This window comes from Streptomyces inusitatus (assembly GCF_014651115.1).
GTDB lineage: Bacteria > Actinomycetota > Actinomycetes > Streptomycetales > Streptomycetaceae > Streptomyces > Streptomyces amakusaensis.
The window spans coordinates 128,627-153,285 of record NZ_BMWG01000002.1 but is presented as its reverse complement, the minus strand read 5'-3'; the positions used below and the strand labels follow the sequence as shown (position 1 = coordinate 153,285).

Genomic DNA, 24,659 nt, shown 5'->3' with positions numbered 1-24,659 from the left:
GCTCGCCCTAGTAGGAGGAGCCGGACGCGCCCAGCGCGCCCGTGGGGTGCCAGACCGTCTTGGTCTCCAGGAAGGCTGTCATCCGGTGGGTGCCCGGGTCGGCCGTGTACTCGGCGGACCCCGGTCGCAGCACCCGCTTGAGGTTGTCCGCAGCCGCGATCTCCAGCTCCTTCGCCAGCTCATCGCCCGCGCCCGTGAGGTCGATGCCGTTGACGTCCTGGTGCGCGGCGAGCGGGGCCGCGATCTCGCCCGTACGGCCCGAGAGGATGTTGACCACGCCGCCGGGCAGGTCGGAGGTGGCCAGCACCTCGCCCAGCGACAGCGCGGGCAGCGGGTTCTTCTCACCGGCGATCACCACGGCGGTGTTGCCGGTGGCGATCACCGGGGCGATCACCGAGACCAGACCGAGGAAGGAGGACTCCTGCGGCGCGAGCACGGCGACGACACCGGTCGGCTCGGGCGTGGAGAGATTGAAGAACGGACCCGCGACCGGGTTCGCCCCGCCCATCACCTGGGCGATCTTGTCGGTCCAGCCCGCGTACCAGACCCAGCGGTCGATCGCCGCGTCCACCTGGGCCGAGGCCTTGGACTTGGAGAGTCCCTCCGCCTCGGCGACCTCCCGGACGAACTGCTCCCGGCGGCCCTCCAGCATCTCGGCGACGCGATAGAGGATCTGCCCCCGGTTGTACGCGGTCGCGCCCGACCAGCCGCCGAAGGCCTTGCGGGCCGCGACCACCGCGTCCCGGGCGTCCTTGCGGGACGAGAGCGGCGCGTTCGCCAGCCACTTGCCCTTGGAGTCGGTCACCTCGTACACCCGGCCGCTCTCGGAACGCGGGAACTTCCCGCCCACGTACAGCTTGTAGGTCTTGAAGACGCTCAGACGGTTCTGTTCGACAGTGCTCATGATCAGCGCTCGCCCTTCGGGGTCGCCGGGGCGAGGTAGGCCTCCAGGCCGTGGCGGCCGCCCTCACGGCCGAAGCCCGACTCCTTGTAGCCGCCGAACGGCGAGGTCGGGTCGAATTTATTGAAGGTGTTCGCCCAGACGACACCGGCCCGGAGCTTGCTCGCGACGGCGAGCATGCGGGAGCCCTTCTCCGTCCAGATACCGGCGGACAGCCCGTACTGGCTGTTGTTCGCCTTGGCGACGGCCTCGTCCGGGGTGCGGAAGGAGAGCACCGAGAGGACCGGGCCGAAGATCTCGTCACGGGCCACGGTGTGGGCCTGGGTGACGCCGGTGAAGAGCGTCGGGGCGAACCAGTAGCCCGCGGACGGCAGCTCGCACGGCGCGGACCAGCGCTCCGCGCCCTCCGCCTCGCCGGTGTCGGCGAGCGCGGTGATCCGCGCGAGCTGCTCGGCGGAGTTGATCGCGCCGATGTCGGTGTTCTTGTCCAGCGGGTCGCCCAGGCGCAGCGTGGCGAGCCTGCGCTTGAGGGAGTCCAGCAGCTCGTCCTGGATCGACTCCTGGACCAGCAGCCGGGAGCCCGCGCAGCAGACCTGGCCCTGGTTGAAGAAGATGCCGTTGACGATGCCCTCGACGGCCTGGTCGACGGGGGCGTCGTCGAAGACGATGTTGGCGCCCTTGCCGCCCAGCTCCAGGGTGACCCGCTTGTCGGTGCCCGCGATCCGGCGGGCGATGGCCTTGCCGACCGCCGTGGAGCCGGTGAACGCGACCTTGTCGACGCCCGGGTGCGAGACCAGGGCCTCGCCGGTGCGGCCGTCGCCGGTCACGATGTTGACGACGCCCCTGGGGAGCCCCGCCTGACGGCAGATGTCCGCGAAGAAGAGCGCGGAGAGCGGGGTGGTCTCGGCGGGCTTCAGCACGACCGTGTTGCCGGTGGCGAGCGCCGGGGCGATCTTCCACGCGAGCATCAGCAGCGGGAAGTTCCACGGGATGACCTGGCCCGCGACGCCCAGCGGGCGCGGGTTCCGGCCGTATCCGGCGTGGTCGAGCTTGTCGGCCCAGCCCGCGTAGTAGAAGAAGTGCGCCGCGACCAGCGGAAGGTCCGCGTCGCGGGTCTCCCTGATCGGCTTGCCGTTGTCGAGGGTCTCCAGGACCGCCAGCTCACGGCTGCGCTCCTGGATGATCCGGGCGATCCGGAACAGGTACTTCGCCCGCTCCGCGCCGGGCAGCGCCGACCACTTCTCGAACGCCTTGCGGGCGGCCTTGACGGCCCGGTCCACATCCTCGGCGTTGGCCTGGGTGTACTCGGCGAGGACTTCCTCGGTGGCGGGGGAGAGGGTCTTGGCGCGGTCCTGGCCGCTCGACTCGGTGAACTCTCCGTCGATGAAGAGGCCGTACGAGGGCGCGATGTCGACGACCGCGCGGGATTCCGGAGCCGGGGCGTAGGCGAACGGGCCGGCCGGTGTGGTCTCTGTTGTCATGTCCGCTCAGTCCACAGTCACATAGTCGGGGCCGGAGTAGCGGCCGGTGGCCAGCTTCTGGCGCTGCATCAGCAGATCGTTGAGCAGGCTGGACGCGCCGAAGCGGAACCAGTGGTTATCCAGCCAGTCCGCGCCCGCCGTCTCATTGACGAGGACGAGGAACTTGATGGCGTCCTTGCTGGTGCGGATGCCGCCCGCGGGCTTCACACCGATCTGCGTCCCGGTCTGCGCCCGGAAGTCGCGGACGGCCTCCAGCATCAGGAGCGTGTTCGCCGGGGTGGCGTTGACCGCGACCTTGCCCGTCGAGGTCTTGATGAAGTCCGCGCCCGCGAGCATGCCGAGCCAGGAGGCGCGGCGGATGTTGTCGTACGTGGACAGCTCGCCGGTCTCGAAGATGACCTTCAGGCGGGCCGCGCCGGAGGCCTCCTTCACGGCGAGGATCTCCTCGTACACCTTCAGATACCGGCCGGCCAGGAACGCGCCCCGGTCGATCACCATGTCGATCTCGTCGGCCCCGGCGGCGACGGCGTCCCGGGTGTCGGCGAGCTTCACCTCCAGCGAGGCCCGGCCGGCCGGGAAGGCCGTGGCGACGGAGGCGACCTTGACGTCGGCTCCGTTCAGGGCCGCCTTCGCCGTCTCGACCATGTCCGGATAGACACAGACGGCGGCGGTGGCGGGAGAGGTCCGGTCGGTCGGATCGGGGCGCACGGCCTTGGCGGCGAGCGCCCGGACCTTGCCCGGGGTGTCCGCGCCTTCGAGCGTGGTGAGGTCGATCATCGAGATCGCGAGATCGATGGCGTAGGCCTTCGCCTCGGCCTTGATCGACCGCGTCCCGAGCGACGCGGCCCGGGCTTCGAGCCCGACGGGGTCGACCCCGGGGAGCCCGTGCAGAAAGCGACGGAGAGCCTGGTCGGAGGCGGTGACCTCCGAGAGGGCGGATGCGGGTGCGATGGGCATGCTCACCACTGGAGCATATCTACGCGCGTAGCGACCTGTACAGGGGGTGGTCGGGGCTCGGCGCCCGGCCCCCGCCGGGGCCCGGGAGTGCGGCATTTCAGGCAGCGATGATAGTCACTTGGTATCATTGCCTCATGCTGTATGAGACCCCCCGCCTGGAGCCCGTCGACCGCCGCGTCCTGGACCAGGTCGACGTCATGCGCGATCAGCTGCGGTACGCCGTGCAGCAGGCCCCGATGAAGTGGACTCTCGACCTGCGCAAGGCGCTCACGGCCAGCGCGATCGCGGCTTCCAACACGATCGAGGGGTACCGGGTCGACGCCCGGGACGTCGCCGACCTGATGGACGGCGAGCGGGAGGTCGAGGCCAGCGACGAGAACAAGGCGGAGACTCTCGCCTATCAGCAGGCCATGACCTACATCCAGTCCCTCCACGACGTCACGGACTTCCGTTACAACAAGGAACTCCTCAACAGCCTGCACTGGATGCTCCAAGGTCATCACCACCCTCTGCGGGCGGCCGGACGGTGGCGCAGGACGGCGATCCGCATCACCGCCCCCGGGGACGAGTTCGCCACGGATTACGAGGGGCCGGATCAGGAGCTGGTCCCCGGGTTGATGGGCGAGCTGGTCGAGTGGCTCAACGAAGGCGACCTGGACGCGCATTTCCTCATCCGGGCCGCGATGGCCCATCTGAACCTGGTGAAGATCCATCCGTGGTCGGACGGGAACGGCAGGATGTCCCGTTCGCTGCAGACTCTGCTGATCGCCCGGGGTGGGGTCCTGGCCCCTGAGTTCTCCTCGATCGAGGAGTGGCTCGGAATGCCGGGCAATACCTGGGAGTACTACAAGGTGCTGCGGGAGGTCGGCGGCCCGGTCTACTCCCCCGAGCGCGACACTCTGCCCTGGGCCCGGTTCAATCTCCTCGCCTACCATCAGCAGGCCCAGCGAGTGCGGCGGCGCGTGGACCGTTCCAACGAGTGCTGGACGCGGCTCACGGAAGCGGCCGGCGCGCTGGGAGTCTCCGAGCGGCAGGTGACGGCTCTGCATGAGGTGGCGATGGTCGGCCGAGTGAGACGTTCGCGTTACGAGAAGGCCGAGGCGCTGAACACCCAGCAGGCCACGCGGGATCTGCAGGCCCTGACCAAGGCCGAGGTGCTGACCGCTGTGGGGCAGACCAAGGCCCGCCACTATGTCGCGGGCCCCCGATATCCGCAGGATGTCCTTGAAGCTGCCCGGCGTCGTCACGTCATCGTCGACCCCTACTCCGACGTGCCCTGACGTTCTCCTGGATTTCCCGAGGCCCGGGGGCCGTTACGGGCGATGAAGTGCTGGCGGATCATGTGCTCCAGTTCGGCGACGCAGTGGGCGCAGCCGTACATGGGGGCGTGGATGCCCTCGGTGGTGGCGGGCCCGAGCCAGATCACGGGGATGCCGGTGCGGCGGCAGTAGAGCCAGCACATGCCCGGGGTCCAGGCGTGGCCGTTGTTGGTCATGGGGAGATCCCGCGACCGGGGGTGCCGAAGGTGCAGGTGATCACCTTCCCGGTGCCGGTGATGGTGGTCTCCCAGTGGTCGGTGAGCGCGTCGACCAGGAGGAGGCCCCGACCGGTCTCGGCGGAGCCGCGGCGGTGCCTGAGGGTGGGCGGGGTCATGAAGGTGTCGCTGACTTTGACGACCAACCCTTCGTCCTGGTGCTCGATTTCCAGTTCGCAGACGCCTTCGGCGTGTTCATGGACATTGGCCAGCAACTCACTCACGACCAGGACGACATCGTCGGCAATGGCCGCGCATTCCCAGCTTCCGATGTGCTGTATGACGGTGTGACGAATACCGCCGATCTCCGAGGGCTCCACATTCAGGCGTAGATTCAGCCTGTGTGCCAAGTGGGTTTCTGAGACGGGCGACATGGGTCCTCCGCTCGCTCAACTGTCTTATAAAGGGGTGCAGTTGAGTCATCGTGTGCACGTGTGGTGGCCCGGCCGGTGTCGAGTCGCGTGCTCAGAGATCGTCGCAAACAAGTCAGGCCCAGATCCACCGTCAGATGCCGCTCATATGCGGATGGTTGGGGGGATGCGATCTGGTCAGAGTGTCGTCAGAGTTGGGTCAGATCGAATGATTCATCTCTGCGCAAGCAAAATTGAGCGGACGCGGTCGTAGTGTCTTGCCGACGCGCCGGACGCACCGCAGAGGGGAGAATGATGGTCACACTTCTGCGTGTTCTGATCGACCAGCAGGGCTGGAACGAATACAAGACCTTCGCTCATCAGTACCGGGTCGCCGCCCAGGGGCTGGCCAGGGAAACCGGTGATTCCTCGCTGGCGACGCTCACCCTCTCGGAAAGCACTTTCGAGCGCTGGTACTTCGGAAAGGTCACCCCGCAGAACGATGCGCGGCGAGTTCTTGCGCATCTGTTCGGGCGGCCGATCACTCAGCTTCTGGCCGAGGCGCAGGCATCGGGGGCATGTGCAGTGCCGATCCGGGAGCCGGGGGCGGGTGCGCCGGTCAGCGAACCCCTCGCCGATCCTGGCGCGGATTTGGACTGGATGGGAAGGCATACAGCTATGGCCGCACGACGCGCGATCCGATTCGCCATGGGGGCGGAACGGAACGAGGTGGGGCAGGAGACCCTGGAGCACCTTCAGGACGAGGTTCGTCGTATCGCCGGAATTTATATCCGCGTCCCGCTGGGCACGATTTTGGATGATCTGACAAATATTCAGGATGAAACCTTTCGCATGCTGGAGAGCGGTCAGGCCAGGCCGTCCCAGACCCGGGATCTGTACTTTCTGGCCGCACTTGAGTCCGGAATGCTCGCCAAGGCCAGCCATGATCTCGGCGACCCCCAGTCGGCCATGATGCAGGCCCGCACCGCCGCGGTCTGCTCCGCCCAGGCCGAGCATGTGGGGATGAGCGCCTGGATCCGGGGGCTCCAGTCCCTGATCTCCTACTGGGCCGACCGCCCCGAGGATGCGGTCCACTACGCCCGCAAGGGCGTGTCCGCCGCCGCCGGACTCCGGGGCAGCGTCACCGTATGGCTCGCGGGCCTGGAGGCCCGGGCCGCGGCCCTCCTCGGCGACGCCGAGACCGTCCTCTCCGCGAACCGGCGCGCGGAGGTCCTCAGAGAACGCTGCCGCCCCGACGATCTCGACGCCCTGGGCGGCAACTTCCTCTTCCCCCAGATCAGGCAGGCCTACTACAGCGTCGAGGCCTCCGTCCTGCTGGGCCACGGCGACGCCGGCCTGGTGCGCCGCGCGGAGGAGGCGGCCCTCGGCTTCAGCGACCCCGACCACCCGCACTGGGCCTTCGGCGACCAGGCCGGCGTACAGTCCGACCTCGCGCTCGCCCGCCTCTACACCGGTGACCTCGACGGCGCGGTGGAAGCCGTACAGCCCGTCCTGGACCTGCCTCCCGGGCAGCGCAACGCGGGCATCATCGGCTCGGTCCAGCGGGTGCGGGCCTCGCTGTCCCAGGGCTCGGTGCGCGAGGCGCTGACCGCACGGGAACTCCGGGAGGAGATCGCCGCGTTCAGTAGTCGTCCGACTCTCGCCATGCCGAGTTAGGGCCGGGGATAGGGTCCCGAACATGTATCCGGTCACGCGTGACGACGCACGCCTCAGCCTCCGTGAACTGGCCGCCGACGACATAGACGCCGTCCTCGCCATCTACGGCAGCGCCGAGGCCACCCGCCATCTCAGCTTCACCCCCCGCTCCCGGGAAGAGGTCGAAGGCATCGTCTCCCGCTCCATCGTCTCGGCCACCCACACCCCACGCGACGAATACGCCCTCGCCGTCGTCGAACGCACCACCACCGAACTGATCGGCTTCGCCCGCCTCGCCCTCGACCCCCACCAGCCCCTCGCCGCCACCATCGGCTTCGCCCTCAACCCCGACTCCTGGGGCACCGGATACGGCCGCGAAACCGTCCGCCTCATGCTCTCCCTCGCCTTCGACGACCTCGGCCTCCACCGCGTATGGGCCGCCCGCGCCCCCCTGAACACCGACTCGGAACGAACCCTCCTCGCCGTCGGCATGACCGAGGAGGGCCGTATCCGCGGCCATGTCCAAGTACGCGGCGAATGGCGGGACTCCATCGTCTACGGCATCCTCCACGAGGAGTGGGAGGCGGGCCACAAGGCCCGCAACGGCTGAGCGGCGCGGCCCGGCCGGGCCGCGCGTGCTTCGGGGACCGGGCGCGTTCTCCGTATCGGGCCTTCCGGGCCCGGCCGGGTTCGAGGTGCCGTACCCGTTCCACCTGGGGCGGGTACGGGCTCCGAGAGGCGTCGGTGAGCGACGAACCCCCGGACAGGCGTACGCCCCCAACGGTGGGCTTGACCGTCAGGGGCGCGAAGGGGGACGAGGAAGGCTCAGGCGAACAGGAGAGTCGGCTCGGCGAGGATGTCCCTGTCGGCTTCGCTCTTGTAGATCAGGTCGATACTGCCGAAGCGGGCTTCGGCGTAGTCGAAGCCGAACGCGGCTGCGGCCTCGCGCACCGCCTGCTCCGATGCTCCTTCGATCTCCAGGAAGGTAGGCAGGTCGGGCCAGGTGTCGAGGTCATAGGTGACGCCGCCGAGCTGCCACTCCTCCCGGTAGTTCTGCTGGTAGCGCACCTGGCGGAGGCCCAGGGCCTTGAGGAGTTCGGCGGTCCTCTCCAGGTCGTCGACCTCGATCTCGATCTCCGTGGTGCCGTTGATGTGGCCGGAGTCGGTGACCTGCTTCAGCGTCAGCGTGGTCTTGCCCCCCTCGTCGCGCAGCCGCAGCCACTGCTCCCCTTGCACAGTGTCGTTCTCGAAGATCAGGCGCGTGAACATGGTCTTGGGGAAAACCTGCTCAGCCCCGGCGCTCTTCAGGCGGTCGCGCAGGGCATCCACATCGACGTCCAGGAACTTGGCCTCGTACTCGTGCTGTGCCATCTCTCTCCTTCTGGTCTCGGTCTATGCGGTGAGGTCGCAAGTCCCACAACGGCTGACCAGCCCGGTCCGCAGGGTTCAGGCTGCCCGTACCCGTACCCGCGCCCTTCGGCAGACGAGGATGCCGCCCAGACACGTGACGCGGAACGCGCCCTCCACCCGGATGGTCTCCTCGACCCGCTCGCGGGCCCGCTCGACGGTTTCCCGGAACGGGACACCCATCTGATCCGCCCAGGCTTCGTACGAGGCCAGGTGTGCGACAACCGGGTCCGCGTCGGTCACCTCGATCACCCCGGGCAGGGGGATCGTACGGATGTCGGTGAAGACCGCGCCGAGCACCGTCGGCGCGTCCTCCAGAGTGAAGCGGGCGGACAACTGCACTCGGGCCGGTCCTTCGGGGATACCCAGTACGTCACCGGCGGACCTTCTCCAGAGGCTCTCCAGCTCCCGCTTGTCGGTCCGGCTGTTGGTGGAGACGATCGCCACACCGTCGGGAGACAGGACTCTGCCCAGCTCGCGCACGGCCTGGGCCTGGTCTTCGACGTGGTACAGCATGTGCAGCGCCAGGGCTGCGCCGAGGGCTCCATCGGCGATGGGGAGTTGTTGAGCGTCCGCGACGACGGCTCCGGGGACGCCGCCGAGGATACCGGCGGAGACATCCATGGGTACCGCCGTGAGGTCGGGCCGGTCCTCCCGTATCCGCTTCACGAACTTCCCGTTGCCGCAGCCCACATCCGCGATCGGACCGCGCACCTCGGCCAGCTCGTTCACGACGATGCCCGGAAGATCGTGCTGCGGGGTCTGCCACTGGTAGAGGGACTGCCGAGCGGCGAGATGCCGACCGGTGGCGTACGCCTTGGTGGAGAGAAGACCCCGGTCGGTGACTGAAGGTTCGTTCGCGGGCTGGATGGTCATCGCGGCTCCGTGGAGTGGCTGACGACAGCGGGGCGGGCGGTCGCTTCGTGGATAGCTCACGCTGGGCGGCCAGGTTGTTGAATGCGATGAGTAGGAGTACGCGGTCCTCCTGCTCAGTCGTCTCCGACGATGATGCCGAGTTCGTCCACAAGGGCCTGAGCAAGGCCACTGTTGGTGATCTCGACGCTGTGGAGGTTCAGCGCGTCGAATTCGACGTGCTTCGCACGGACGTCGCTAATCCTGCCGGTGATGAGCTGGATTCCGGTGAGGCTGAGCGAGCGCAGTTCCACGCCTCCGTACGCGAAGTCCTGAACGATGCCGCGAGGGCTGTCCAGCGAATCGACCACCGACAGGTACAGGCCGGGCTCATCAAGGGCGGGGGTGGTCACGGTGATGTGGTCGAAGGCACGGCTGGCCATGGTGCTCCTTCAACATGGTGCCGGGGTGGCTGGTTGTCGAACGTGCCGACAACGTGCTGGGCGGGTGCGGCCTCCGGAAGGGACGCGAATCCCGGCCCCCTCCGCTCGGTCGACCGAATGTCCTCTTACTTTATGTGCTGGGAAGGCTACACACTGTGCGCCGAAGGTCAGGGGCGGCAGGAGGAAGAGAATGAAAGAGGCAGCAGTGCCGTGGGGCGTGACCCGTATGAGGCCCTACCCCGAGACGGCGGTCCTTCCGGCTGCGGAGGTCGTTCTCGACCCCGCGACGCAGATCGGCCGGCGGGTCGGCCCGGACGGCCTGGACATGCCCCCCACGAGTAGGCACAAAAGGTCTGAGACGAACAAGGAGACCAAGACCAAGACCAGTCTGGACGGGACCCCGGATCAGGGCAGCGACCAGGAAGGTGACACGGATTGACTCTGGACACTCCTGTTCTGGTCGTCTCGCGGCTCGATGATGCGACCGCAGATCTGGTCATCGAAGAACTGAACTCACGACAGGTCCCGGTCGTACGCATGGATCCGGGCGACTTCCCTTCGGGCATCACTGTCGCCGCCCGGCTGGACAACGACGGGATGCGGGGAACCGCGCAAACTCGGACTCGCGTGACCGGCCTTGATCAGATCCGTTCCGTCTACTGGCGTCGGCCGCGCCCCTGGACTGTGCCACTCGGGCTCGGGGAGCAGGAAGCGCGCTGGTGCCGGGAAGAGGCCCGCTACGGTCTCGGGGGCGTCCTTGCTTCTCTCCCCGGAGCGCACTACGTGAACCACCCCTGGCGGAACCGGGACGCCGAGTACAAGCCCGACCAGCTCGCCACCGCGGCGCGCTGCGGCTTCGACGTCCCGCCGACCCTGCTCACGAACAACGTGAGCGCGGCCCGGGAATTCGCCCACGATCATGGCCCGGTGGTCTACAAACCACTGCGCAACACGGACTACCAGAATGCCGACGGACGGGCGCTGACGGTGTGGGTCGAGGAAGTCGATCCCGCCGACCTGGGTGCCGGAGTCGGCCAGACCATGCACCTGTTCCAGAAACGCGTGCACTCCATCGCCGATTTGCGAGTGACAGCAGTGGGCGAAGAGGTGTTCACGGTCCGGATCGACGGTTCTCCCGGCCTGGACTGGCGGCGGCACTACGACGCCCTTTCGTACTCGCTCATTGGCACCCCGCCGCACCTGGCCAAGAGCGTGCGCCGATACCTGGACGCCTTCGGGCTCGTCTTCGGAGCCTTCGATTTCGGTGTCGATCAGGACGGCCGTATCTGGCTGTATGAGTGCAACCCGAACGGGCAATTCGCCTGGTTCCCGGAACCGATCACCGGCAGGATTGTCACCGCCCTCGCCGACCAGCTCCAGCACGGAGGAGACCACCGTGTCCGCTGACCCCGCCGCGCTCCGCCTCGCCCTGGCCGAGGAGATCGCCGCAGCCGATCCAGCCCTCGACCCCGGATGGCGCGACGCTGTCGGATCCGTTCCCCGTGAGCTGTTCCTCGACTCCGCAGCCTTCCGCCCGACTGGTGCCGGGTGGGAGCCGGTGCACCGGGCGAAGGCCGGGGAGGAGGAGTGGCTGCGGATGGTCTACGCCGACACGACATGGGTCACCCAGGTGGAGGGGAGGAACGCCGCCGATGTCACGAGCCCGGTCTCCGGCAGCCCCACCTCGTCGGCCACGCTCCCCTCTCTGGTGGTGCGCACCGCGCAGGTGGCGGAACTCCGTTCCGGGCAGAGGGTCCTTGAAGTGGGCACCGGTACCGGCTACTCCACCGGGATTCTGTGCCACAGGCTCGGGGCCGCGAATGTCGTCAGTGTCGAGTACGACTCCGGCCTCGCGGCGAGTGCCGCCGCGCACCTGGGCGAAGCCGGGTACGCGCCGACGCTCGCGGTGGGGGACGGCCTTCGGGGGTGCAAGGAGCATGCCGACTATGACGCGATCATCGCTACCTGTTCAGTGCGTTCCGTCCCGCACTCGTGGTTCTGGCAGCTGAATGACGGCGGATCGATCACCACCGCCATCGGCGGATGGATGCTTGCCGGCGGACTGATCCGCCTGGCCCTGGACGATGAGGGGACGGCCAGGGGCCGGTTCACCGGCGACGCCGTTACGTACATGCTCGCCCGTCCCCACGAGCGGCCCCCGTCTCCCGTCTTCTTCCCGCAGGACGGCACCACCCGCCGCACCCGTCTGGACCCCGCGCTTCTGGAGGAGTGGGCAGGACGGTTCGTCGCCCAGCTTGCCGCGCCCTCCGCCGAACTGATGGCCACCGGCTCCGGCGTCGTCCTCCGTGACGTGGCGACCGGCTCACAGGCGTGGACCGAACCCGACGGCGAAGGATGGGCGGTGCACCAGCACGGGCCGCTCAGCCTGTGGGATCAGGTCGAAGAGGCTCTCCGCCGTTGGCAGGTCGAGGGAGCGCCCGATCTGACAGGGTTCGGAATGACGGCCACCCCCTTCGAGCAGACCGTATGGATCGGCTCGCCCGAGGGCCCGAGCTGGCAGCTCCCGGTCTAGGGCCTGCCCGGCGGGTCGGATTCGGGGCCGCGACGTGAGGCGGAATGGGCGTTCGGCATCGAGGCCGGGCCGCCCCGGGCCGCTGGGGCCAGGGGCGGCGGCGCGATGCGATCAGGTCAGGTCAGGTCAGGGCCTTGCGGACGGCGGCTTCGACCAGGGCGGCGGTGTTGGCGTGGCCGGCGGCGTTGGGGTGCACGAGGGTGGACCGGTTGCCGTTGGAGCACTTCAGGGCGACAAGGCCGACGGTGATGTCGGTGGGCCAGTACGGGCCGGCCTGGCCGCAGACGCCCTCGACCCACTTCGTGGCGCGGGGCTGGCAGGCGTCGTGGCCGACGCTGGAGGCGGCGACGTCGACGTAGGTGTATCCGTAGTCGACAAGGTCCGTGACGTCTTCGATGATCGAGTTGAGCTCGGTGTTCACCTGGCCCAGCCAGGCGATGTCCCCGTGGGTGGCCGAGAGCCGGGCCTCGGCGTCCTTGAGGTCGGCCGCCAGCTCGGTGGTGTCCTGGCGGTCACAGGTGGTGGCGTCCGCCGGGACGATCGTGGGGTAGCCGACCGTGATGACCTTGGCGTTGGGCGCCTTGTCGTGCACTGCCTCCAGCATCTCGACGTACTCCCGGAAGACCCGCTGGAACTTGTCCTGGATCGACTCGGGGTCGAGGATGAAGTCGCCCCTCTCGTAGGCGTCCCGGCAGGGGGTGGCGTCGTCCTCCTGCCCGGTGCCGAGGATCAGACAGGATGTGACGATCTTGCCGAAGGGCAGGCTGTTGCCGCCGACGCCGATCGTGACCACGTCGGTGCTCGCGCTCAGTCCGGCACGTTCGATCTGCGCGTCCACGGAGGGCCAGCCGCCCTCGGGGGGCTGCACCGGGCTGATGGGGGTCTGCCGGGCGGTGGCGATCTCCGCGATGGTGGCGGCACCGCAGCTGAAGTCGGTCAGCTTCACCGGCCGGCCCGCAGGCGGCTCGACCGTGAACCTGCGCTCGACGAGGTTCGGGTACGCGCCTGTCGTGCGGTCGCATCCGTCCCGCTCCGTGCTGCCGAGCTCCGGGCTGGGGGAGCCGACGAACACGCCGGCCGTGTACGAGTCACCGAGCGCCGCCCACTGCACCGGCTCCGGTGCCGCAGTAGCCGCGCCGCCCGGGACAGCGGCCGCGAGGGCCAGCGCGGTGAGCGCGCCCAGTGCGACCCTGCGTGCGAAGGATGTCTTGAGGTGGAACACGTAGCCTCCTGAGAGCAGGAAACAAACCAAGGGCCTGTGACGCTGCGTACTCAATCAGCCGCGCTTCGTGGTGGTCCATGGCCAGGATGATCATTCACTCCACCGTGTTCGGAGCCGGCCCTCCTCCAGTCGACCCGACGGACACTGACTAGTGAGGCTTGGTCAGGTCGGTACGTGACAGCGCGATGGCGACGGGCTGGGTGAGGCCGGTCTCCCGCAGGGTGTCGATGACCATCTCGGTCACCCAGGAGGCCAGGTCCAGAGACCATTCCCGGGAAGTGCAGCGGAAGGTCAGGCCCGAGGTCATTCCCGCCAGGCCGCCGTCGGGGCCGCCGGAGGGCGGGTGGGCGAGGCCGGGCTGGGTGGCGGGGGTCAGGGCTGGTTCCCCGGGCGCGCCCGGCTCCGGTGCCTCGATGGTGAGGAGATCCCGTGCCCGTGTCCGTACGCCGTCGAGGAGCGCGGACGCCCGGCCCGGGATCTCCGCAGGCTCGGTCCCGGCCACCGTCAGGGTGAAGGCGGCCTTGGCCTCGGGGTCGCCGAGGCCGAACCAGCCTGCTGCTTCCAGGAGGTCGAGGCGGCTGTCGTCCGCGAGTCGCAGGGGCGCCACGGTATGCAGTCCGGTGAAGTCGAGCCGACCCACCCGGGCCAGGCCCTCGCCGAGGACGGTGGCGGCGGGCAGGACGGGCAGCCGCTGGCCACGGGGGGTGTCGCCGACGTCGATCTGCATCCAGCCCAGTTCGCGGATCCGCCCGTCCTGCTCCCAGTCGCCGTCGGCGTCGTTGTGGCCCCAGCGGACGCCGACGGGGACCGGCTCGCAGGAGCCGAGCCAGCCGTAGGCGGTGGCCCGGGTGGCGACCAGGCTGAACACATCCTCGTCGAGGGTGCCCTCCGCGTACTCCCGGCGGATCCAGGGGTGCAGGGTGAGCACCCCGTGAATCCCCATGATCATGGGGGTGGCCAGTGAGGCTTCCATCGATGGCGGTCTCCTTCAGGGCGGTACGGTGCCGGGGTCTGGCACCGTACGGGCCCACCCCGGCCGGGGCGCTTCGGAAAGCCCCGCCCTCCAGAGTGTGCATCTTCGCGCTGCCGTCAACCTCGATGCCATCGGCCCGCCTCCGCCGCCAGGGTCAGGGGGCGGCGACGAACTTCCAGCCGGTTTCGAAGTCCTGCCAGCGTTCGGTGGCGGACAGGTTGGTGCCGGATGCCTCGGGGGTGGCGATGGTGATGACGCCGCCGAAGCTGGAGCTTCCCTTGTAGCGCAGGCGGATGCCGTCGGAGCCGGTGGGATGGGGCTGGGCGGGCCTGGCGGGGTCGAAGCTCGAACCGGCGAAGCCGGGATAGCCCGCGGCCCAGACTTGTGACCAGCCGTCCTGGGCGAGGGGCTGTTGGACGAAGGTGTTGCTCGCCTCCTGGTGGACCAGGGCCATGCCGCTGTGCACATTGGTGATCCGGAACCAGGTGTAGAACTGGTTCTCATCATCGAAAATGGTCACCCGCCACCGCTGGTTGGCACCGCCGTGGCGCGGCCACAGCAGCGTCCGCCCGCCCGCCTGCTGGGAGGCACCGGCAACGTCCCACACCAGGTTGGGCTGGCCGGCCAGGTGGATGAACACATCCCCGTCCGGGATGTCGAACGTCGCTTCACGGTCACGAATCCTCGGCATACCGCTCTCCCCTTCACCAGGCTCAGGCTTTCCGGCACGGTCCGAACCGCCTTCACCGTAGGGATCCCGCGATCGCGGTGTACAGAACGCCTATCCGGCCATTCCGCCGGTGATCCGCCCGCAGCGGGAGTCCGGACAGCGAATGGACGTTACGGCTCCGGTCCTGCTGTCCCTGTGTACGTGGGTGTGGGAGGTCGCGTGCGCGTGTGTACGGACCCGGACGCCCCAGCGGGTGAGACGGGCCGCGAGCCACGGCGCGTGTACGTCGTAGGTGCGGGCGATTGCTTTCAGCGAATCGCCCTGGGTGTAGCGGTTGATGACGGTGGCACGGTCGGAGATGACGCGATTCCGCGCCGCTGCTTTCTCCGCCGGGGTGCGGGGTGGCACTGCCTTGTCTCCTGTTCGGGGTGAGTGCGGGATGGGTACGGGGTGGCCCCGGCCGTGGCGGGGGAATGTGACGGCCGGGGCCGGAGGGTGCGGGGGCACCCTCCCCTCCCCTGGTGTGCGGCCAGGGGGAATGGGGGTGTTTCAGGGGCGGTGGCGGTCGGCTCGGCGGAGGCTGTTGGCATTCGCCTCGGCGACGGCCGGGGAGAGCTGTTCGGTAGTGGTGGCGGGGTGGACTTTCTCTTTGGCGACGTCCCATTCCCGGCCGCCGGTGAGCGGGCGGAGGAAGTAGAGGGTTCCGTACTCCGCCATGAGGACACCGAGGGCCTTGCGCTCACTGTCGTACGCGATGTCTCCGACTGTGAGGCGGCCCCCGTGCGCGGCCTTGAGATCCGGAGCTGTCTGTTTGTTCGGGGGAACACTCGTGCCAGACACCGGTGACTCCTTTCCGTAGCGAAACCGCTACCAAGGGGCATTAGCGTGGCTTAGAGTCGAGAGTGGTTCAACTCGGGGAATCAGCAAACAAAGTTGAGGGAAACGCCCATGGCAAACCGGAAGGAATTGAACCCCGACGCCAGCCCGCAGGCGGCGTTAGGGGCGCGTCTCCGTCGGGAGCGGGAACAGCGCGACTGGAAGCAGCGTGAGCTGGGTGAGCGGATGGGGTATTCGCCGACACAGGTTTCGCATGTCGAAACTGCTTTGAAGGTTGCGACTTTGCCGTTTTGTCGTGCCGTTGATGTGGTTTTAGGGCTTGCGGGAACCGAAGAGTCTTTCGAGCGCGAGTGGTTGGGGATGAAGTACGGCGCGCTGCTGGAAGGGTTTCCGGGGTTCGTCGGGTACGAGGGGCGGGCGGTGGAGGTCCGCTTGTACGAGGTGGGCGTCATCCCGGGGCTTCTTCAGACGCCGGAGTACGCGGCCGTGCTGGCGGACGCGTACGTCGAGCGCGGGGCGATCACGGACGACCAGGCGAAGGAGCGAACCGGTCTGACCGCCAAGCGACAGGCGGCACTTGTCCGGACTCCGCCACCGCTGATCTTCGTGGTGCTGGACGAGGGCTGCATCCGTCGGCCCGTCGGGGGACCTGCGGTGATGGGGGCGCAGTTGGACCGGCTGCTTGAGTTCGCGGAACAGCCGAACGCCTCACTTCAGGTGGCCCCGTTCAGCATGGGAGAGCGCCGTCCGTTCAACCTGCCGATAACGGTGCTGACGCTGCCCGACCGTTCACTGGTCTTCTACGCAGAATCCGCTGCGCGGGGGCATCTTGAGCGTGAAGGGAGGTTTGTGGTGCCTACCTTGACGGCTTACCATCAGCTCCAAAAGCATGCCCTCTCGCAGGCTGACTCTGTGGCCATGATCAACCAGGTACGAAAGGGAACTCCGTGACGACCGCGACCGAACCCCTGAACTGGATCAAGTCTTCGTACAGCGACAACGGCGGTCAGTGCATTGAATGGGCCCCCGAGCGTGTGGCCGCTTCCGGCGTCGTCCCGGTCCGGGACAGCAAGCGCCCGACCGGCCCGTCCCTGCTGGTCAGCTCTTCCGCTTGGACCGGGTTGGTCGCTCTCGCTCGGTCCGCCGACATCTAGGAGACCCCGTGACGGCCGAATCCTCTTCTCTCGGTTGGGTTAAGTCGAGCTACAGCGCCAACGGTGGCCAGTGCGTTGAGTGGGCCCCCGAGCACACGTCCGCCACCGGCATAGTTCCCGTCCGGGACAGCAAGCGTCCGGGCGGCCCGTCCCTCATGGTGTCCAGCTCGGCGTTCGCCGGGCTGATCGCCCTCGCCCGGTCCGCCGAGCTGTAGGACCGCACAGCCCCGAGCCCCGTCGGCCCCGTCTTCCGGGTCGGCGGGGCTCGGCTGTGTCGTCGCGCGGGTCGGTCAGAGGAGGCGGACGAAGACCCGCGCGGTGTTGTGGAAGCGGACGGTCAGGCCGAAGTAGTCGGGGCGGGCGTCCTCGCTGGTCGACCAGCGTTCGATGCTGGCGATCTCGGGGGACTGGGAGTGGGCGAGGAGGGCCGCCAGCCAGGCTTCCGGGGCGTCCGCCGCCTGGGGTGCGTCGCCCGGGGTGACGGGGTCGCCGCTGACGGGGGCGTCCTCGAAGCCGTCGTGCTTGGCGCCGTCGGGGAGCTGGCCGACGATGCCCCAGCGGGAGACGCCGGTCGAGGTGGTGATGGCGACGCCGCCGGGGGTTTTGGTCTCGCCCGACTCGGCGAGGGTTTGGACCTTGGTCGCGGTGGGGTGGTTGGTGGCCAGGTCGATGACGAAGGACTGGAATCGCTGGGGGCGCATGGGCGGGGTCTTTCTCCGGGGGACGGGTTGTGCGAACACCATGGCGGAGTGCGGGCGCGGCGGAGGCGGGTATTCGAATACGAGGGGTGTGCCCGGGGAGCGGGGGATTTGCCGGGTGGGGCAGAATCGGGGGTATGACCAGCTCGAAGCCGCCCGCGAAGCCCGTGTACGCCGATCGGGTGTTCCGTTCGCCCGCCGGGATGGCGGGTGGCGTACTGCTGCTCGGCCTGACGGTGTGGCTGGGGATTGACGCCGCTGTACGGGGGGACGGGCGGACGCCGTGGTTCGCGGTGGCGGTGCTGCTGCTCGCGGTGCCGTTGATCGTCGCGTTCACGCTGCGGCCTGCGGTGTTCGTCAATGACGACCGCGTTCGGGTGCGGAACCCGCTGCGGACGATCGTGCTGCCGTGGGCGGTGGTGGAGGACGTGCGCGCCGGGTACTCCAGCGAGATCTTCACGAAGGACGGCGAGAAGTACCAGCTCTGGGCCGTGCCGGTGTCGCTGCGGCAGCGCAAGCGGGCGGCGCGGCAGCAGGCGAGGAAGGAACGGCCGCGTCGGGGGGACGGGTCGGATATTCAGGTGAAGACGCCGCAGGCGGATCAGGCGATTCGGGATATGCGGCTGCTCGCTGAGGTGAATGCGGACAGTCCCGGGGCGCAGGGAGAGGTCCGGACGCGCTGGGCGTACGAGCTGGCCGCGCCCGCGGTCGTCGGGCTGGTGCTGCTCGTGGTGCTGCTCGCGATCGGGTAGCGGGTAACTGTTACGGCGGCCCGTCCCACACCAGCAGCATGTGTGCCCCAGCCCACGCGGACAGCAGGACACCCGCGCCCAGCAGCACCGCGACGGTCGACAGGCGGCGGGCCCGTGCCAGGGCCCGGGCCACAGGCAACAGCAGAGGAAAGCCGGGGAGCAGGAAACGGGCGCGGGGGAAGTAGACGCCCGCGCTGCCCAGGACGACGAGCAGCAGCACGCCGGTGAAGATCAGCAGGGGGAGTGGCTGGCGGTCGGCCAGGCAGAGCAGGAAGAGCACGGCCGAGACGATGAGTACCGCTGAGACGAGCAGGACGAACAGCGGCGGGCGGCTGGCGTAGAGGAACTGCTGGCGCAGTTCGAGCAGGGTGGCGCGGCCCCCGTCCCACTCGTTCTTCCAGAGGCGCTGGACGGCGAAGTAGCCGTCGATACGGCCGACCCGCAGCCCGACCCATGACACGAACCCCAGCCACCCCAGCGGGGCGATCACCGCACCCGTCACCGCCGCCGCCCGGAGAGGTCCGCGCGGCAGGCGGCGGCAGGCGAGGAGGGCGGCGCAGGTCACGGCCGCCGCGAGTGCGATGCCGGTGGGGCGGGTGAGTCCGGCCAGGGAGGCCAGGGCCCCGGCCCAGTACCAGCGGCCGGTGAGGACGGCGTACAGGGCCCAGGCGCAGAGCGCGGTGAAGAGCGATTCGGTGTAGCCCATCCACTGGACGACGGCGACGGGCAGCGCGCCCCACACCACGGTGAGGAGGGTGCCGACCCGGCGGCCGTGGAGCCGGTCGCCGACCGCGAAGACGCCCCAGGCGGCGAGGAACGAGGAGAAGACCGCCAGCAGCAGCCCGACCGAGGCGGGGGAGCCGGGGGTGAGGGGCGAGAGGGCGCGTACGAGCAGGGGGTAGAGCGGGAAGAAGGCGAGGTTGTTGTCGTTGACGCGGGTGCCGAGGGTGTCGGTGTAGCCGTCGGCGGCGATGTCCAGGTACCAGTTCGAATCCCAGGAGGCGGCCAGGGTCGGCCACACGCCGTGGCCCTTGGCACGGGCCAGCGCGGCGACGGCCAGCAGCCCGCAGAGCCGTACGGCGAGATAGGCCGCCAGGGCGGGCCAGGCGCGCCGGAGGGCGGCCAAAAGGAGGCCGGGGGGCCCGGGAGTGCCGCCGCCTCCCGGGGCCGGGGGGCGGCGGGAGGCGGGGACGAAGGCGTGGGCGGTCGCGGCGGGGGACAACGGCTGGTGCTCCTGGTGGTCGGCAGGGACTACCCGGCCACCTTTGCCCGGCCGTGCCGGGCGGCGGAGCGCGCAGACCGCCCCCCGTACGAGATTCACCCGTACGGGGGGCGGTGAGCGATTTCCGGTCGTACAGCCTGGGCGGGTCAGATGCCCGCGGCCGCCGCCAGGTCGCGCTTGAGCGCCGCCAGGGTCCCGGCCGCGCGCTCGCGGGCAGCGGGGAGGCCGCTCGCGTCGGAGACCGGGACGACGACCTCCAGGTAGCACTTGAGCTTGGGCTCGGTGCCGCTCGGGCGGACGATGACCCGGGCGCGGTAGGAGCCGTCCAGGTAGTAGCGCAGCCCGTCGGTGGGCGGGAGGGCCTCGCTGCCGAGGCTGAGATCCTCCGTGCTGGTGACGGTGAGCCCGGCGAGGGACTCGGGCGGGCGGGTGCGCAGCGCCTTCATGGCGTCGGCGATGACGCTGAGGTCCTCGACGCGGACCGAGAGCTGGTCGGTGGCGTGCAGACCGTGTTCGACGGCGAGATCGTCGAGGAGGTCGGTGAGGGTGCGGCCCTGCTCCTTGAGGACGGAGGCCAGCTCGGCGACGAGGAGTGCCGCCGTGATGCCGTCCTTGTCGCGGACGCCCTCGGGGTCGACGCAGTAGCCGAGGGCCTCCTCGTAGCCGTACCGCAGGCCCTCGACGCGGGCGATCCACTTGAAGCCGGTGAGGGTCTCCTCGTACCGCAGGCCCGCCGATTCGGCGATCCGGCCGAGGAGGGAGGAGGAGACGATCGACTCGGCGAAGGTGCCGCGCGCGCCGGTGCGGACCAGGTGGGCGGCGAGCAGCGCGCCGACCTCGTCGCCGCGGAGCATGCGCCAGCCGCCGCCGCCGCCGCCGTCTCCGTCTCCGTCTCCGTCTCCGTCCGGGACGGCGACGGCGCAGCGGTCGGCGTCGGGGTCGTTGGCGATGACGATGTCGGGGCGGGCGCGGCGGGCGGTGGCGAACGCGAGGTCCATCGCGCCCGGCTCCTCCGGGTTGGGGAAGGCGACCGTGGGGAATTCGGGGTCGGGCTCGGCCTGCTCGGCCACCAGGGTGGGGGCGGGGAAGCCGGCGCGGGCGAAGGTGGCGAGGAGGACGTCCTTGCCGACGCCGTGCATGGCGGTGTAGACGACCTCGGCCGTGCGCGGGGAGCCGGGGGTCAGGACGGCGTCCGTACGGGCCAGATAGGCGTCGAGGACGGTCTCGTCGAGGGTCTCCCAGCCGGAGTCGGCGCGGGGTACGTCGGCGAGTGCGGCGATCGCGTCGATCTCGGCGGCGATCTCCGCGTCGGCGGGCGGCACGATCTGCGAGCCGTCGCCGAGGTAGACCTTGTAGCCGTTGTCGCGCGGCGGATTGTGGCTGGCGGTGACCTCGACCCCGGCCACGGCCCCGAGCCGCCTTATGGCGAAGGCCAGGACGGGGGTGGGCAGCGGGCGCGGCAGCACGGCGGCGCGCAGCCCCGCGCCGACCATGACGGCGGCGGTGTCGAGGGCGAAGTCGGCCGACTTGTGGCGGGCGTCGTAGCCGATGACGACGAGGCCGTCGCCCTGGCCCTGAGCCTTGAGGTACGCGGCGAGACCGGCGGCGGCGCGGATCACCACGGCGCGGTTCATCCGCATGGGGCCCGCGCCCAGCTCGCCCCGGAGCCCGGCGGTGCCGAACTGGAGCGTTCCGCTGAACCGGGCGGTCAGCCCGTCGTGGTCCCCGGCCTCGATCAGCTCGCCGAGTTCGTCCCGTGTCTCCGGGTCCGGGTCCTCCGCCAGCCACGCCCGGGCCCGCGTGATGAGGTCCTGCTGCACGATCGCTCCGCCTCTCGTGTCCAAGTGTTCCAAGATGCCCCGAGCATGTCCGGGCATGGGTGAAGCCCACGCCGGGCGGGCCGCGACGACGGCCCGCCCGGCGCGGTTCCGGTGGCTCAGAGCCGCGCCAGGACCCTGGTCAGCAGCTCGCCCATCCGGGCGGCCGAGTCGCGGCCGGCCTGGAGGACTTCCTCGTGGTTGAGGGGCTCGCCCGACATGCCGGCGGCCAGGTTGGTGACGAGGGAGATGCCGAGGACCTCAGCGCCCGCCTCGCGTGCCGCGATGGCCTCCAGCACGGTGGACATGCCGACGAGGTCGCCGCCGAGGACCCGCACCATGTTGATCTCGGCGGGGGTCTCGTAGTGCGGGCCGGGGAACTGGACGTACACGCCCTCTTCGAGGGAGGGGTCGACCTCCTTGCAGAGCGCGCGCAGCCGCGGCGAGTACAGGTCGGTGAGGTCGACGAAGTTCGCGCCCACGATCGGCGAGGTCGCGGTGAGGTTGATGTGGTCGCTGATCAGCACCGGCTGGCCGGGGCGCATGCCCTCGCGGAGCCCGCCGCAGCCGTTGGTCAGGACGATGGTCTTGCAGCCCGCGGCGACGGCGGTGCGCACTCCGTGGGAGACGGCGGCGACGCCGCGGCCCTCGTAGAAGTGGGTACGGCCCAGGAAGAGCAGGGCGCGCTTGTCGCCGATGCGGTACGAGCGGACCGTGCCGCCGTGGCCCTGGACGGCGGGCGGCGGGAAGCCGGGCAGTTCCGTGACCGGGAACTCAGCCTCGGGCGCGCCGAGCGCTTCCGCGGCGGGCGCCCAGCCGGAGCCCATCACCAGGGCTACGTCATGGGTCTCGGCGCCGGTCAGCTCGCGCAGTCGCGCGGCGGCGGCACCGGCCGTCTGGTGGGGGTCGGCGGTAGCGCCGTCGAGGTCCGGATTCACATGTGCGTTCACGCGAATGAGGGTAACCGCTGATTCCCTACGCGCGTAGATGCAGCGGCGTACGGTCCTTGGATCGTTGTCTTGTCGTTTCCGACGAACGACCTTCAAGGCTCCCTAGCAGGGGCGCTTGCGCAGCTCCATCGCGTAGTCGTGCGGCGCGCCCGCCGAGTCGGCCGCGTCGGCGATCTCGCCGAGGTAGCGCGCGGAGGGCAGCCCGCCCTCGTACCCGTTCAGTACGTACACCCAGGCGGGCTCCTCGCCGTCCAGGGTGTGCACCCGTACCCGCATCCGCCGGTAGATGTCGAGCCCGACGCCCTCCCAGCGGTCCATGGAGTCCTCGTCCATCGGGGCGACGTCGTACAGCGCGACGAAGACCTGGGAGCGCGGGGCCTCCACGATCGTGGCCAGCGCCCCCTCCCAGCCCATCTGCTCGCCGCCGAAGGTCAGCCGCCAGCCGTTGAGCCAGCCCGTGCCGCGCAGCGGGGAGTGCGGTGCGCGGCGGGTCATCAGCCGCGCGTCGAGGTTGCCGGCGTACGCGGCGTAGAGCGACATGGGATTGAGGGTACGGGAGGGGCCCGGGTGGTCGCCTTGTGTGATGCGGTCCCGCGGGGAGGCTCCGGGGGCCTCCCAACCCCGAATGGAGGCCCCGGGAGCGAGCAAGTTGAAGCGTGCGGGACAATGGGGTACGTACTCCAGCCCCCAGTGGGACGGCCCCCAGCGGGCAGCCCGTCGGGGGAGACACCCCGCCCGGCCCACCCGGCAGCAACGAGAGCGCGAGGCGTAACCCCTGTGACCCGGATCGTGATCATCGGCGGCGGACCCGGCGGATACGAGGCGGCCCTGGTGGGCGCCCAACTCGGCGCGGAGGTGACCGTCGTCGACTGCGACGGCCTCGGCGGCGCGTCCGTGCTGACCGACTGCGTGCCCTCCAAGACCCTCATCGCCACGGCCGAGGTGATGACCACCTTCGACTCGTCCTACGAAGAGCTCGGCATCATCGTCGCCGACGACACCCCGCCGATGGAGCACACCGCCCGGGTGGTGGGCGTGGACCTCGGCAAGGTGAACCGCCGGGTGAAGCGGCTCGCCCTGGCGCAGTCGCACGACATCACCGCCTCCGTCACCCGGGCCGGCGCCCGGGTGGTGCGCGGCCGGGGCAGGCTCGACGGCCGGCAGGCCACCGACGGCTCCCGCAAGGTGATCGTCCGCGCGGCGGACGGCAGTGAGGAGACCCTGATCGCCGACGCGGTGCTGATCGCGACCGGCGGCCACCCGCGCGAGATCCCCGACGCGCTGCCCGACGGCGAGCGGATCCTGAACTGGACCCAGGTCTACGACCTGGACGAGCTGCCCGAAGAGCTGATCGTCGTCGGCTCCGGCGTCACCGGCGCCGAGTTCGCCGGGGCCTACCAGGCCCTCGGCTCCCGGGTCACCCTGGTCTCCTCCCGCGACCGGGTGCTGCCCGGCGAGGACCCGGACGCCGCCGCCGTCCTGGAGGACGTCTTCCGCCGTCGCGGGATGAATGTCATGGCCCGCTCCCGCGCCGAGTCCGCCAAGCGCGTCGGCGACCGGGTCGAGGTCACCCTCTCCGACGGCCGGGTCATCTCCGGCACGCACTGCCTGATGGCGGTCGGCGCGATCCCGAACACCGCCGACATGGGTCTGGAGGAGGCGGGCGTACGCCTCAAGGACTCCGGCCACATCCGGACGGACCGGGTCTCCCGCACCAGCGCCCCCGGCGTGTACGCGGCAGGCGATGTCACCGGCGTCTTCGCGCTCGCCTCGGTGGCCGCCATGCAGGGCCGGATCGCGATGTACCACTTCCTGGGCGACGCGGTCACCCCGCTGAATCTGAAGACCGTCTCGTCCAATGTCTTCACCGACCCCGAGATCGCCACCGTCGGCTACACCCAGGCGGACGTCGACGCGGGCACGATCGATGCACGGGTCGTCAAGCTGCCGCTGCTGCGCAACCCCCGTGCGAAGATGCAGGGCATTCGGGACGGTTTCGTGAAGATCTTCTGCCGGCCGGGCACCGGGATCGTGGTCGGCGGCTGTGTCGTCGCCCCCCGGGCGAGTGAGCTGATCCACCCGATCTCGATCGCCGTGGACAACAATCTGACGGTGGAACAGATCGCCAACGCCTTCACCGTCTACCCCTCCCTCTCGGGGTCGATCGCCGAGGTGGCACGGCAGTTGCACACCCGGAAGGCGACCGGCGAAGGCTGACCGGAAGACGGATCGCGAGGGCCCGGTGACGGG

Annotated in this window: 29 protein-coding genes; 11 read left to right on the top strand and 18 right to left on the bottom strand. The window is 69.7% G+C overall.

Annotated features, from left to right (window positions below):
- Positions 1–7: 7 nt before the first annotated feature.
- The 3 genes from IE247_RS04470 to deoC are packed head-to-tail and all read right to left on the bottom strand — an operon-like array spanning position 8 to position 3,339.
- Positions 8–904, bottom strand: coding sequence for an aldehyde dehydrogenase family protein (locus tag IE247_RS04470; protein ID WP_190121566.1), 897 nt, complete (start codon positions 902–904; stop codon positions 8–10).
- Between the two features lie 2 nt (positions 905–906).
- Complete coding sequence (locus tag IE247_RS04465; protein ID WP_190121565.1) at positions 907–2,382, bottom strand: aldehyde dehydrogenase family protein; 1,476 nt, start codon at positions 2,380–2,382, stop codon at positions 907–909.
- Between the two features lie 6 nt (positions 2,383–2,388).
- A complete protein-coding gene (deoC, locus tag IE247_RS04460; RefSeq protein ID WP_190121564.1) occupies positions 2,389–3,339 on the bottom strand; it encodes a deoxyribose-phosphate aldolase in 951 nt (316 codons plus the stop codon).
- 134 nt (positions 3,340–3,473) lie between these two features.
- On the opposite strand from deoC, the gene IE247_RS04455 reads away from it, so the two are divergent.
- Positions 3,474–4,619 carry a Fic family protein gene (locus tag IE247_RS04455; RefSeq protein WP_190121563.1) on the top strand — a complete coding sequence of 382 codons (1,146 nt, stop codon included), beginning with the start codon at positions 3,474–3,476 and terminating at the stop codon, positions 4,617–4,619.
- Here the strand turns inward: IE247_RS04455 and IE247_RS04450 are convergent.
- Both IE247_RS04450 and IE247_RS34725 read right to left on the bottom strand, forming a co-directional pair.
- Entirely contained in the window at positions 4,601–4,834 is a 234-nt protein-coding gene (locus IE247_RS04450; RefSeq protein ID WP_190121562.1) for a hypothetical protein, read from the bottom strand. The two genes, IE247_RS04455 and IE247_RS04450, sit on opposite strands and share 19 nt — an antisense overlap.
- Positions 4,831–5,247 (bottom strand): ATP-binding protein, encoded by a 417-nt coding sequence (locus IE247_RS34725; RefSeq protein ID WP_268247176.1) that lies wholly within the window; start codon positions 5,245–5,247, stop codon positions 4,831–4,833. Before IE247_RS34725 ends, IE247_RS04450 begins: the two co-directional genes overlap by 4 nt.
- Positions 5,248–5,538: 291 nt before the next feature.
- Here IE247_RS34725 and IE247_RS04440 point away from each other — a divergent pair, with 291 nt between their 5' ends.
- Both IE247_RS04440 and IE247_RS04435 read left to right on the top strand, forming a co-directional pair.
- A complete protein-coding gene (locus IE247_RS04440; RefSeq protein ID WP_229868648.1) occupies positions 5,539–6,900 on the top strand; it encodes an NsdA family TPR-like regulatory protein in 1,362 nt (453 codons plus the stop codon).
- 22 nt (positions 6,901–6,922) lie between these two features.
- The gene (locus tag IE247_RS04435; protein ID WP_190121560.1) at positions 6,923–7,489 is read left to right on the top strand and encodes a GNAT family N-acetyltransferase; all 567 of its coding nucleotides are present in this window, start codon (positions 6,923–6,925) and stop codon (positions 7,487–7,489) included.
- A gap of 215 nt (positions 7,490–7,704) precedes the next feature.
- Here the strand turns inward: IE247_RS04435 and IE247_RS04430 are convergent, their stop codons facing one another.
- The 3 genes from IE247_RS04430 to IE247_RS04420 form a co-directional block, all read right to left on the bottom strand.
- Positions 7,705–8,250 (bottom strand): class IV adenylate cyclase, encoded by a 546-nt coding sequence (locus tag IE247_RS04430; protein WP_190121559.1) that lies wholly within the window; start codon positions 8,248–8,250, stop codon positions 7,705–7,707.
- 75 nt (positions 8,251–8,325) lie between these two features.
- Positions 8,326–9,162, bottom strand: coding sequence for a class I SAM-dependent methyltransferase (locus tag IE247_RS04425; protein WP_190121558.1), 837 nt, complete (start codon positions 9,160–9,162; stop codon positions 8,326–8,328).
- Positions 9,163–9,275: 113 nt separating this feature from the next.
- Entirely contained in the window at positions 9,276–9,581 is a 306-nt protein-coding gene (locus IE247_RS04420; RefSeq protein WP_190121557.1) for a hypothetical protein, read from the bottom strand.
- 190 nt (positions 9,582–9,771) lie between these two features.
- On the opposite strand from IE247_RS04420, the gene tgmA reads away from it, so the two are divergent.
- The 3 genes from tgmA to tgmC are packed head-to-tail and all read left to right on the top strand — an operon-like array spanning position 9,772 to position 12,114.
- Positions 9,772–10,020, top strand: a complete 249-nt coding sequence (gene tgmA, locus IE247_RS04415) for a putative ATP-grasp-modified RiPP (RefSeq protein WP_190121556.1) — start codon at positions 9,772–9,774, stop codon at positions 10,018–10,020.
- Positions 10,017–10,988, top strand: a complete 972-nt coding sequence (gene tgmB, locus IE247_RS04410; RefSeq protein ID WP_190121555.1) for an ATP-grasp ribosomal peptide maturase — start codon at positions 10,017–10,019, stop codon at positions 10,986–10,988. Before tgmA ends, tgmB begins: the two co-directional genes overlap by 4 nt.
- The gene (gene tgmC, locus IE247_RS04405; protein WP_190121554.1) at positions 10,978–12,114 is read left to right on the top strand and encodes an ATP-grasp peptide maturase system methyltransferase; all 1,137 of its coding nucleotides are present in this window, start codon (positions 10,978–10,980) and stop codon (positions 12,112–12,114) included. The genes tgmB and tgmC overlap by 11 nt, the downstream gene beginning before the upstream one ends.
- Before the next feature lie 121 nt (positions 12,115–12,235).
- Here the strand turns inward: tgmC and IE247_RS04400 are convergent, their stop codons facing one another.
- From IE247_RS04400 to IE247_RS04380, 5 genes are all read right to left on the bottom strand, one after another.
- Complete coding sequence (locus IE247_RS04400) at positions 12,236–13,336, bottom strand: SGNH/GDSL hydrolase family protein (RefSeq protein WP_229868645.1); 1,101 nt, start codon at positions 13,334–13,336, stop codon at positions 12,236–12,238.
- A 148-nt stretch (positions 13,337–13,484) separates the two neighbouring features.
- Positions 13,485–14,309: a hypothetical protein gene (locus IE247_RS04395; RefSeq protein ID WP_190121553.1), complete on the bottom strand. Its 825-nt coding sequence runs from the start codon at positions 14,307–14,309 to the stop codon at positions 13,485–13,487.
- Positions 14,310–14,463: 154 nt separating this feature from the next.
- Complete coding sequence (locus IE247_RS04390; RefSeq protein WP_190121552.1) at positions 14,464–15,000, bottom strand: RICIN domain-containing protein; 537 nt, start codon at positions 14,998–15,000, stop codon at positions 14,464–14,466.
- 90 nt (positions 15,001–15,090) lie between these two features.
- Entirely contained in the window at positions 15,091–15,387 is a 297-nt protein-coding gene (locus tag IE247_RS04385) for a hypothetical protein (RefSeq protein ID WP_190121551.1), read from the bottom strand.
- 141 nt (positions 15,388–15,528) lie between these two features.
- Positions 15,529–15,819, bottom strand: a complete 291-nt coding sequence (locus tag IE247_RS04380) for a hypothetical protein (RefSeq protein WP_229868641.1) — start codon at positions 15,817–15,819, stop codon at positions 15,529–15,531.
- Between the two features lie 108 nt (positions 15,820–15,927).
- Here IE247_RS04380 and IE247_RS04375 point away from each other — a divergent pair, with 108 nt between their 5' ends.
- Genes IE247_RS04375 through IE247_RS34150 form a run of 3 tightly spaced genes read left to right on the top strand, consistent with a single transcriptional unit; the run spans position 15,928 to position 17,185 of the window.
- Positions 15,928–16,767: a helix-turn-helix domain-containing protein gene (locus IE247_RS04375; RefSeq protein ID WP_190121550.1), complete on the top strand. Its 840-nt coding sequence runs from the start codon at positions 15,928–15,930 to the stop codon at positions 16,765–16,767.
- Positions 16,764–16,970 carry a DUF397 domain-containing protein gene (locus IE247_RS34155; RefSeq protein WP_229868638.1) on the top strand — a complete coding sequence of 69 codons (207 nt, stop codon included), beginning with the start codon at positions 16,764–16,766 and terminating at the stop codon, positions 16,968–16,970. The genes IE247_RS04375 and IE247_RS34155 overlap by 4 nt, the downstream gene beginning before the upstream one ends.
- A gap of 8 nt (positions 16,971–16,978) precedes the next feature.
- The gene (locus tag IE247_RS34150) at positions 16,979–17,185 is read left to right on the top strand and encodes a DUF397 domain-containing protein (protein ID WP_229868636.1); all 207 of its coding nucleotides are present in this window, start codon (positions 16,979–16,981) and stop codon (positions 17,183–17,185) included.
- A 75-nt stretch (positions 17,186–17,260) separates the two neighbouring features.
- Here the strand turns inward: IE247_RS34150 and IE247_RS04365 are convergent, their stop codons facing one another.
- Positions 17,261–17,671: a hypothetical protein gene (locus tag IE247_RS04365; RefSeq protein WP_190121548.1), complete on the bottom strand. Its 411-nt coding sequence runs from the start codon at positions 17,669–17,671 to the stop codon at positions 17,261–17,263.
- A gap of 134 nt (positions 17,672–17,805) precedes the next feature.
- Here IE247_RS04365 and IE247_RS04360 point away from each other — a divergent pair, with 134 nt between their 5' ends.
- A complete protein-coding gene (locus IE247_RS04360; RefSeq protein ID WP_190121547.1) occupies positions 17,806–18,420 on the top strand; it encodes a PH domain-containing protein in 615 nt (204 codons plus the stop codon).
- A gap of 10 nt (positions 18,421–18,430) precedes the next feature.
- On the opposite strand, the gene IE247_RS04355 is transcribed toward IE247_RS04360, so the two are convergent.
- The 4 genes from IE247_RS04355 to IE247_RS04340 all read right to left on the bottom strand — a co-directional run bounded on the left by IE247_RS04355 (position 18,431) and on the right by IE247_RS04340 (position 22,949).
- Positions 18,431–19,642 carry a putative hexosyltransferase gene (locus tag IE247_RS04355; RefSeq protein WP_190121546.1) on the bottom strand — a complete coding sequence of 404 codons (1,212 nt, stop codon included), beginning with the start codon at positions 19,640–19,642 and terminating at the stop codon, positions 18,431–18,433.
- 146 nt (positions 19,643–19,788) lie between these two features.
- Positions 19,789–21,462 carry a phospho-sugar mutase gene (locus IE247_RS04350; RefSeq protein ID WP_190121545.1) on the bottom strand — a complete coding sequence of 558 codons (1,674 nt, stop codon included), beginning with the start codon at positions 21,460–21,462 and terminating at the stop codon, positions 19,789–19,791.
- 116 nt (positions 21,463–21,578) lie between these two features.
- Positions 21,579–22,397: a purine-nucleoside phosphorylase gene (locus tag IE247_RS04345; protein WP_190122069.1), complete on the bottom strand. Its 819-nt coding sequence runs from the start codon at positions 22,395–22,397 to the stop codon at positions 21,579–21,581.
- A gap of 114 nt (positions 22,398–22,511) precedes the next feature.
- Positions 22,512–22,949: a gamma-glutamylcyclotransferase family protein gene (locus IE247_RS04340; protein ID WP_190121544.1), complete on the bottom strand. Its 438-nt coding sequence runs from the start codon at positions 22,947–22,949 to the stop codon at positions 22,512–22,514.
- A 237-nt stretch (positions 22,950–23,186) separates the two neighbouring features.
- On the opposite strand from IE247_RS04340, the gene IE247_RS04335 reads away from it, so the two are divergent.
- Positions 23,187–24,626: an NAD(P)H-quinone dehydrogenase gene (locus tag IE247_RS04335; protein ID WP_190121543.1), complete on the top strand. Its 1,440-nt coding sequence runs from the start codon at positions 23,187–23,189 to the stop codon at positions 24,624–24,626.
- Positions 24,627–24,659: the final 33 nt, after the last annotated feature.

Coding starts and splice junctions, on each gene's coding strand:
- IE247_RS04455 (WP_190121563.1), top strand. CDS start 3,474: ATGCTGTATGAGACCCCCCGCCTGGAGCCCGTCGACCGCCGCGTCCTG.
- IE247_RS04470 (WP_190121566.1), bottom strand. CDS start 904: ATGAGCACTGTCGAACAGAACCGTCTGAGCGTCTTCAAGACCTACAAG.
- IE247_RS04420 (WP_190121557.1), bottom strand. CDS start 9,581: ATGGCCAGCCGTGCCTTCGACCACATCACCGTGACCACCCCCGCCCTT.
- IE247_RS04450 (WP_190121562.1), bottom strand. CDS start 4,834: ATGACCAACAACGGCCACGCCTGGACCCCGGGCATGTGCTGGCTCTAC.
- IE247_RS04440 (WP_229868648.1), top strand. CDS start 5,539: ATGGTCACACTTCTGCGTGTTCTGATCGACCAGCAGGGCTGGAACGAA.
- IE247_RS04390 (WP_190121552.1), bottom strand. CDS start 15,000: ATGCCGAGGATTCGTGACCGTGAAGCGACGTTCGACATCCCGGACGGG.
- IE247_RS04430 (WP_190121559.1), bottom strand. CDS start 8,250: ATGGCACAGCACGAGTACGAGGCCAAGTTCCTGGACGTCGATGTGGAT.
- IE247_RS04395 (WP_190121553.1), bottom strand. CDS start 14,309: ATGGAAGCCTCACTGGCCACCCCCATGATCATGGGGATTCACGGGGTG.
- IE247_RS04375 (WP_190121550.1), top strand. CDS start 15,928: ATGGCAAACCGGAAGGAATTGAACCCCGACGCCAGCCCGCAGGCGGCG.
- IE247_RS04360 (WP_190121547.1), top strand. CDS start 17,806: ATGACCAGCTCGAAGCCGCCCGCGAAGCCCGTGTACGCCGATCGGGTG.
- deoC (WP_190121564.1), bottom strand. CDS start 3,339: ATGCCCATCGCACCCGCATCCGCCCTCTCGGAGGTCACCGCCTCCGAC.
- IE247_RS04435 (WP_190121560.1), top strand. CDS start 6,923: ATGTATCCGGTCACGCGTGACGACGCACGCCTCAGCCTCCGTGAACTG.
- IE247_RS04425 (WP_190121558.1), bottom strand. CDS start 9,162: ATGACCATCCAGCCCGCGAACGAACCTTCAGTCACCGACCGGGGTCTT.
- tgmA (WP_190121556.1), top strand. CDS start 9,772: ATGAAAGAGGCAGCAGTGCCGTGGGGCGTGACCCGTATGAGGCCCTAC.
- IE247_RS04340 (WP_190121544.1), bottom strand. CDS start 22,949: ATGTCGCTCTACGCCGCGTACGCCGGCAACCTCGACGCGCGGCTGATG.
- IE247_RS04365 (WP_190121548.1), bottom strand. CDS start 17,671: ATGCGCCCCCAGCGATTCCAGTCCTTCGTCATCGACCTGGCCACCAAC.
- IE247_RS04465 (WP_190121565.1), bottom strand. CDS start 2,382: ATGACAACAGAGACCACACCGGCCGGCCCGTTCGCCTACGCCCCGGCT.
- IE247_RS34725 (WP_268247176.1), bottom strand. CDS start 5,247: ATGTCGCCCGTCTCAGAAACCCACTTGGCACACAGGCTGAATCTACGC.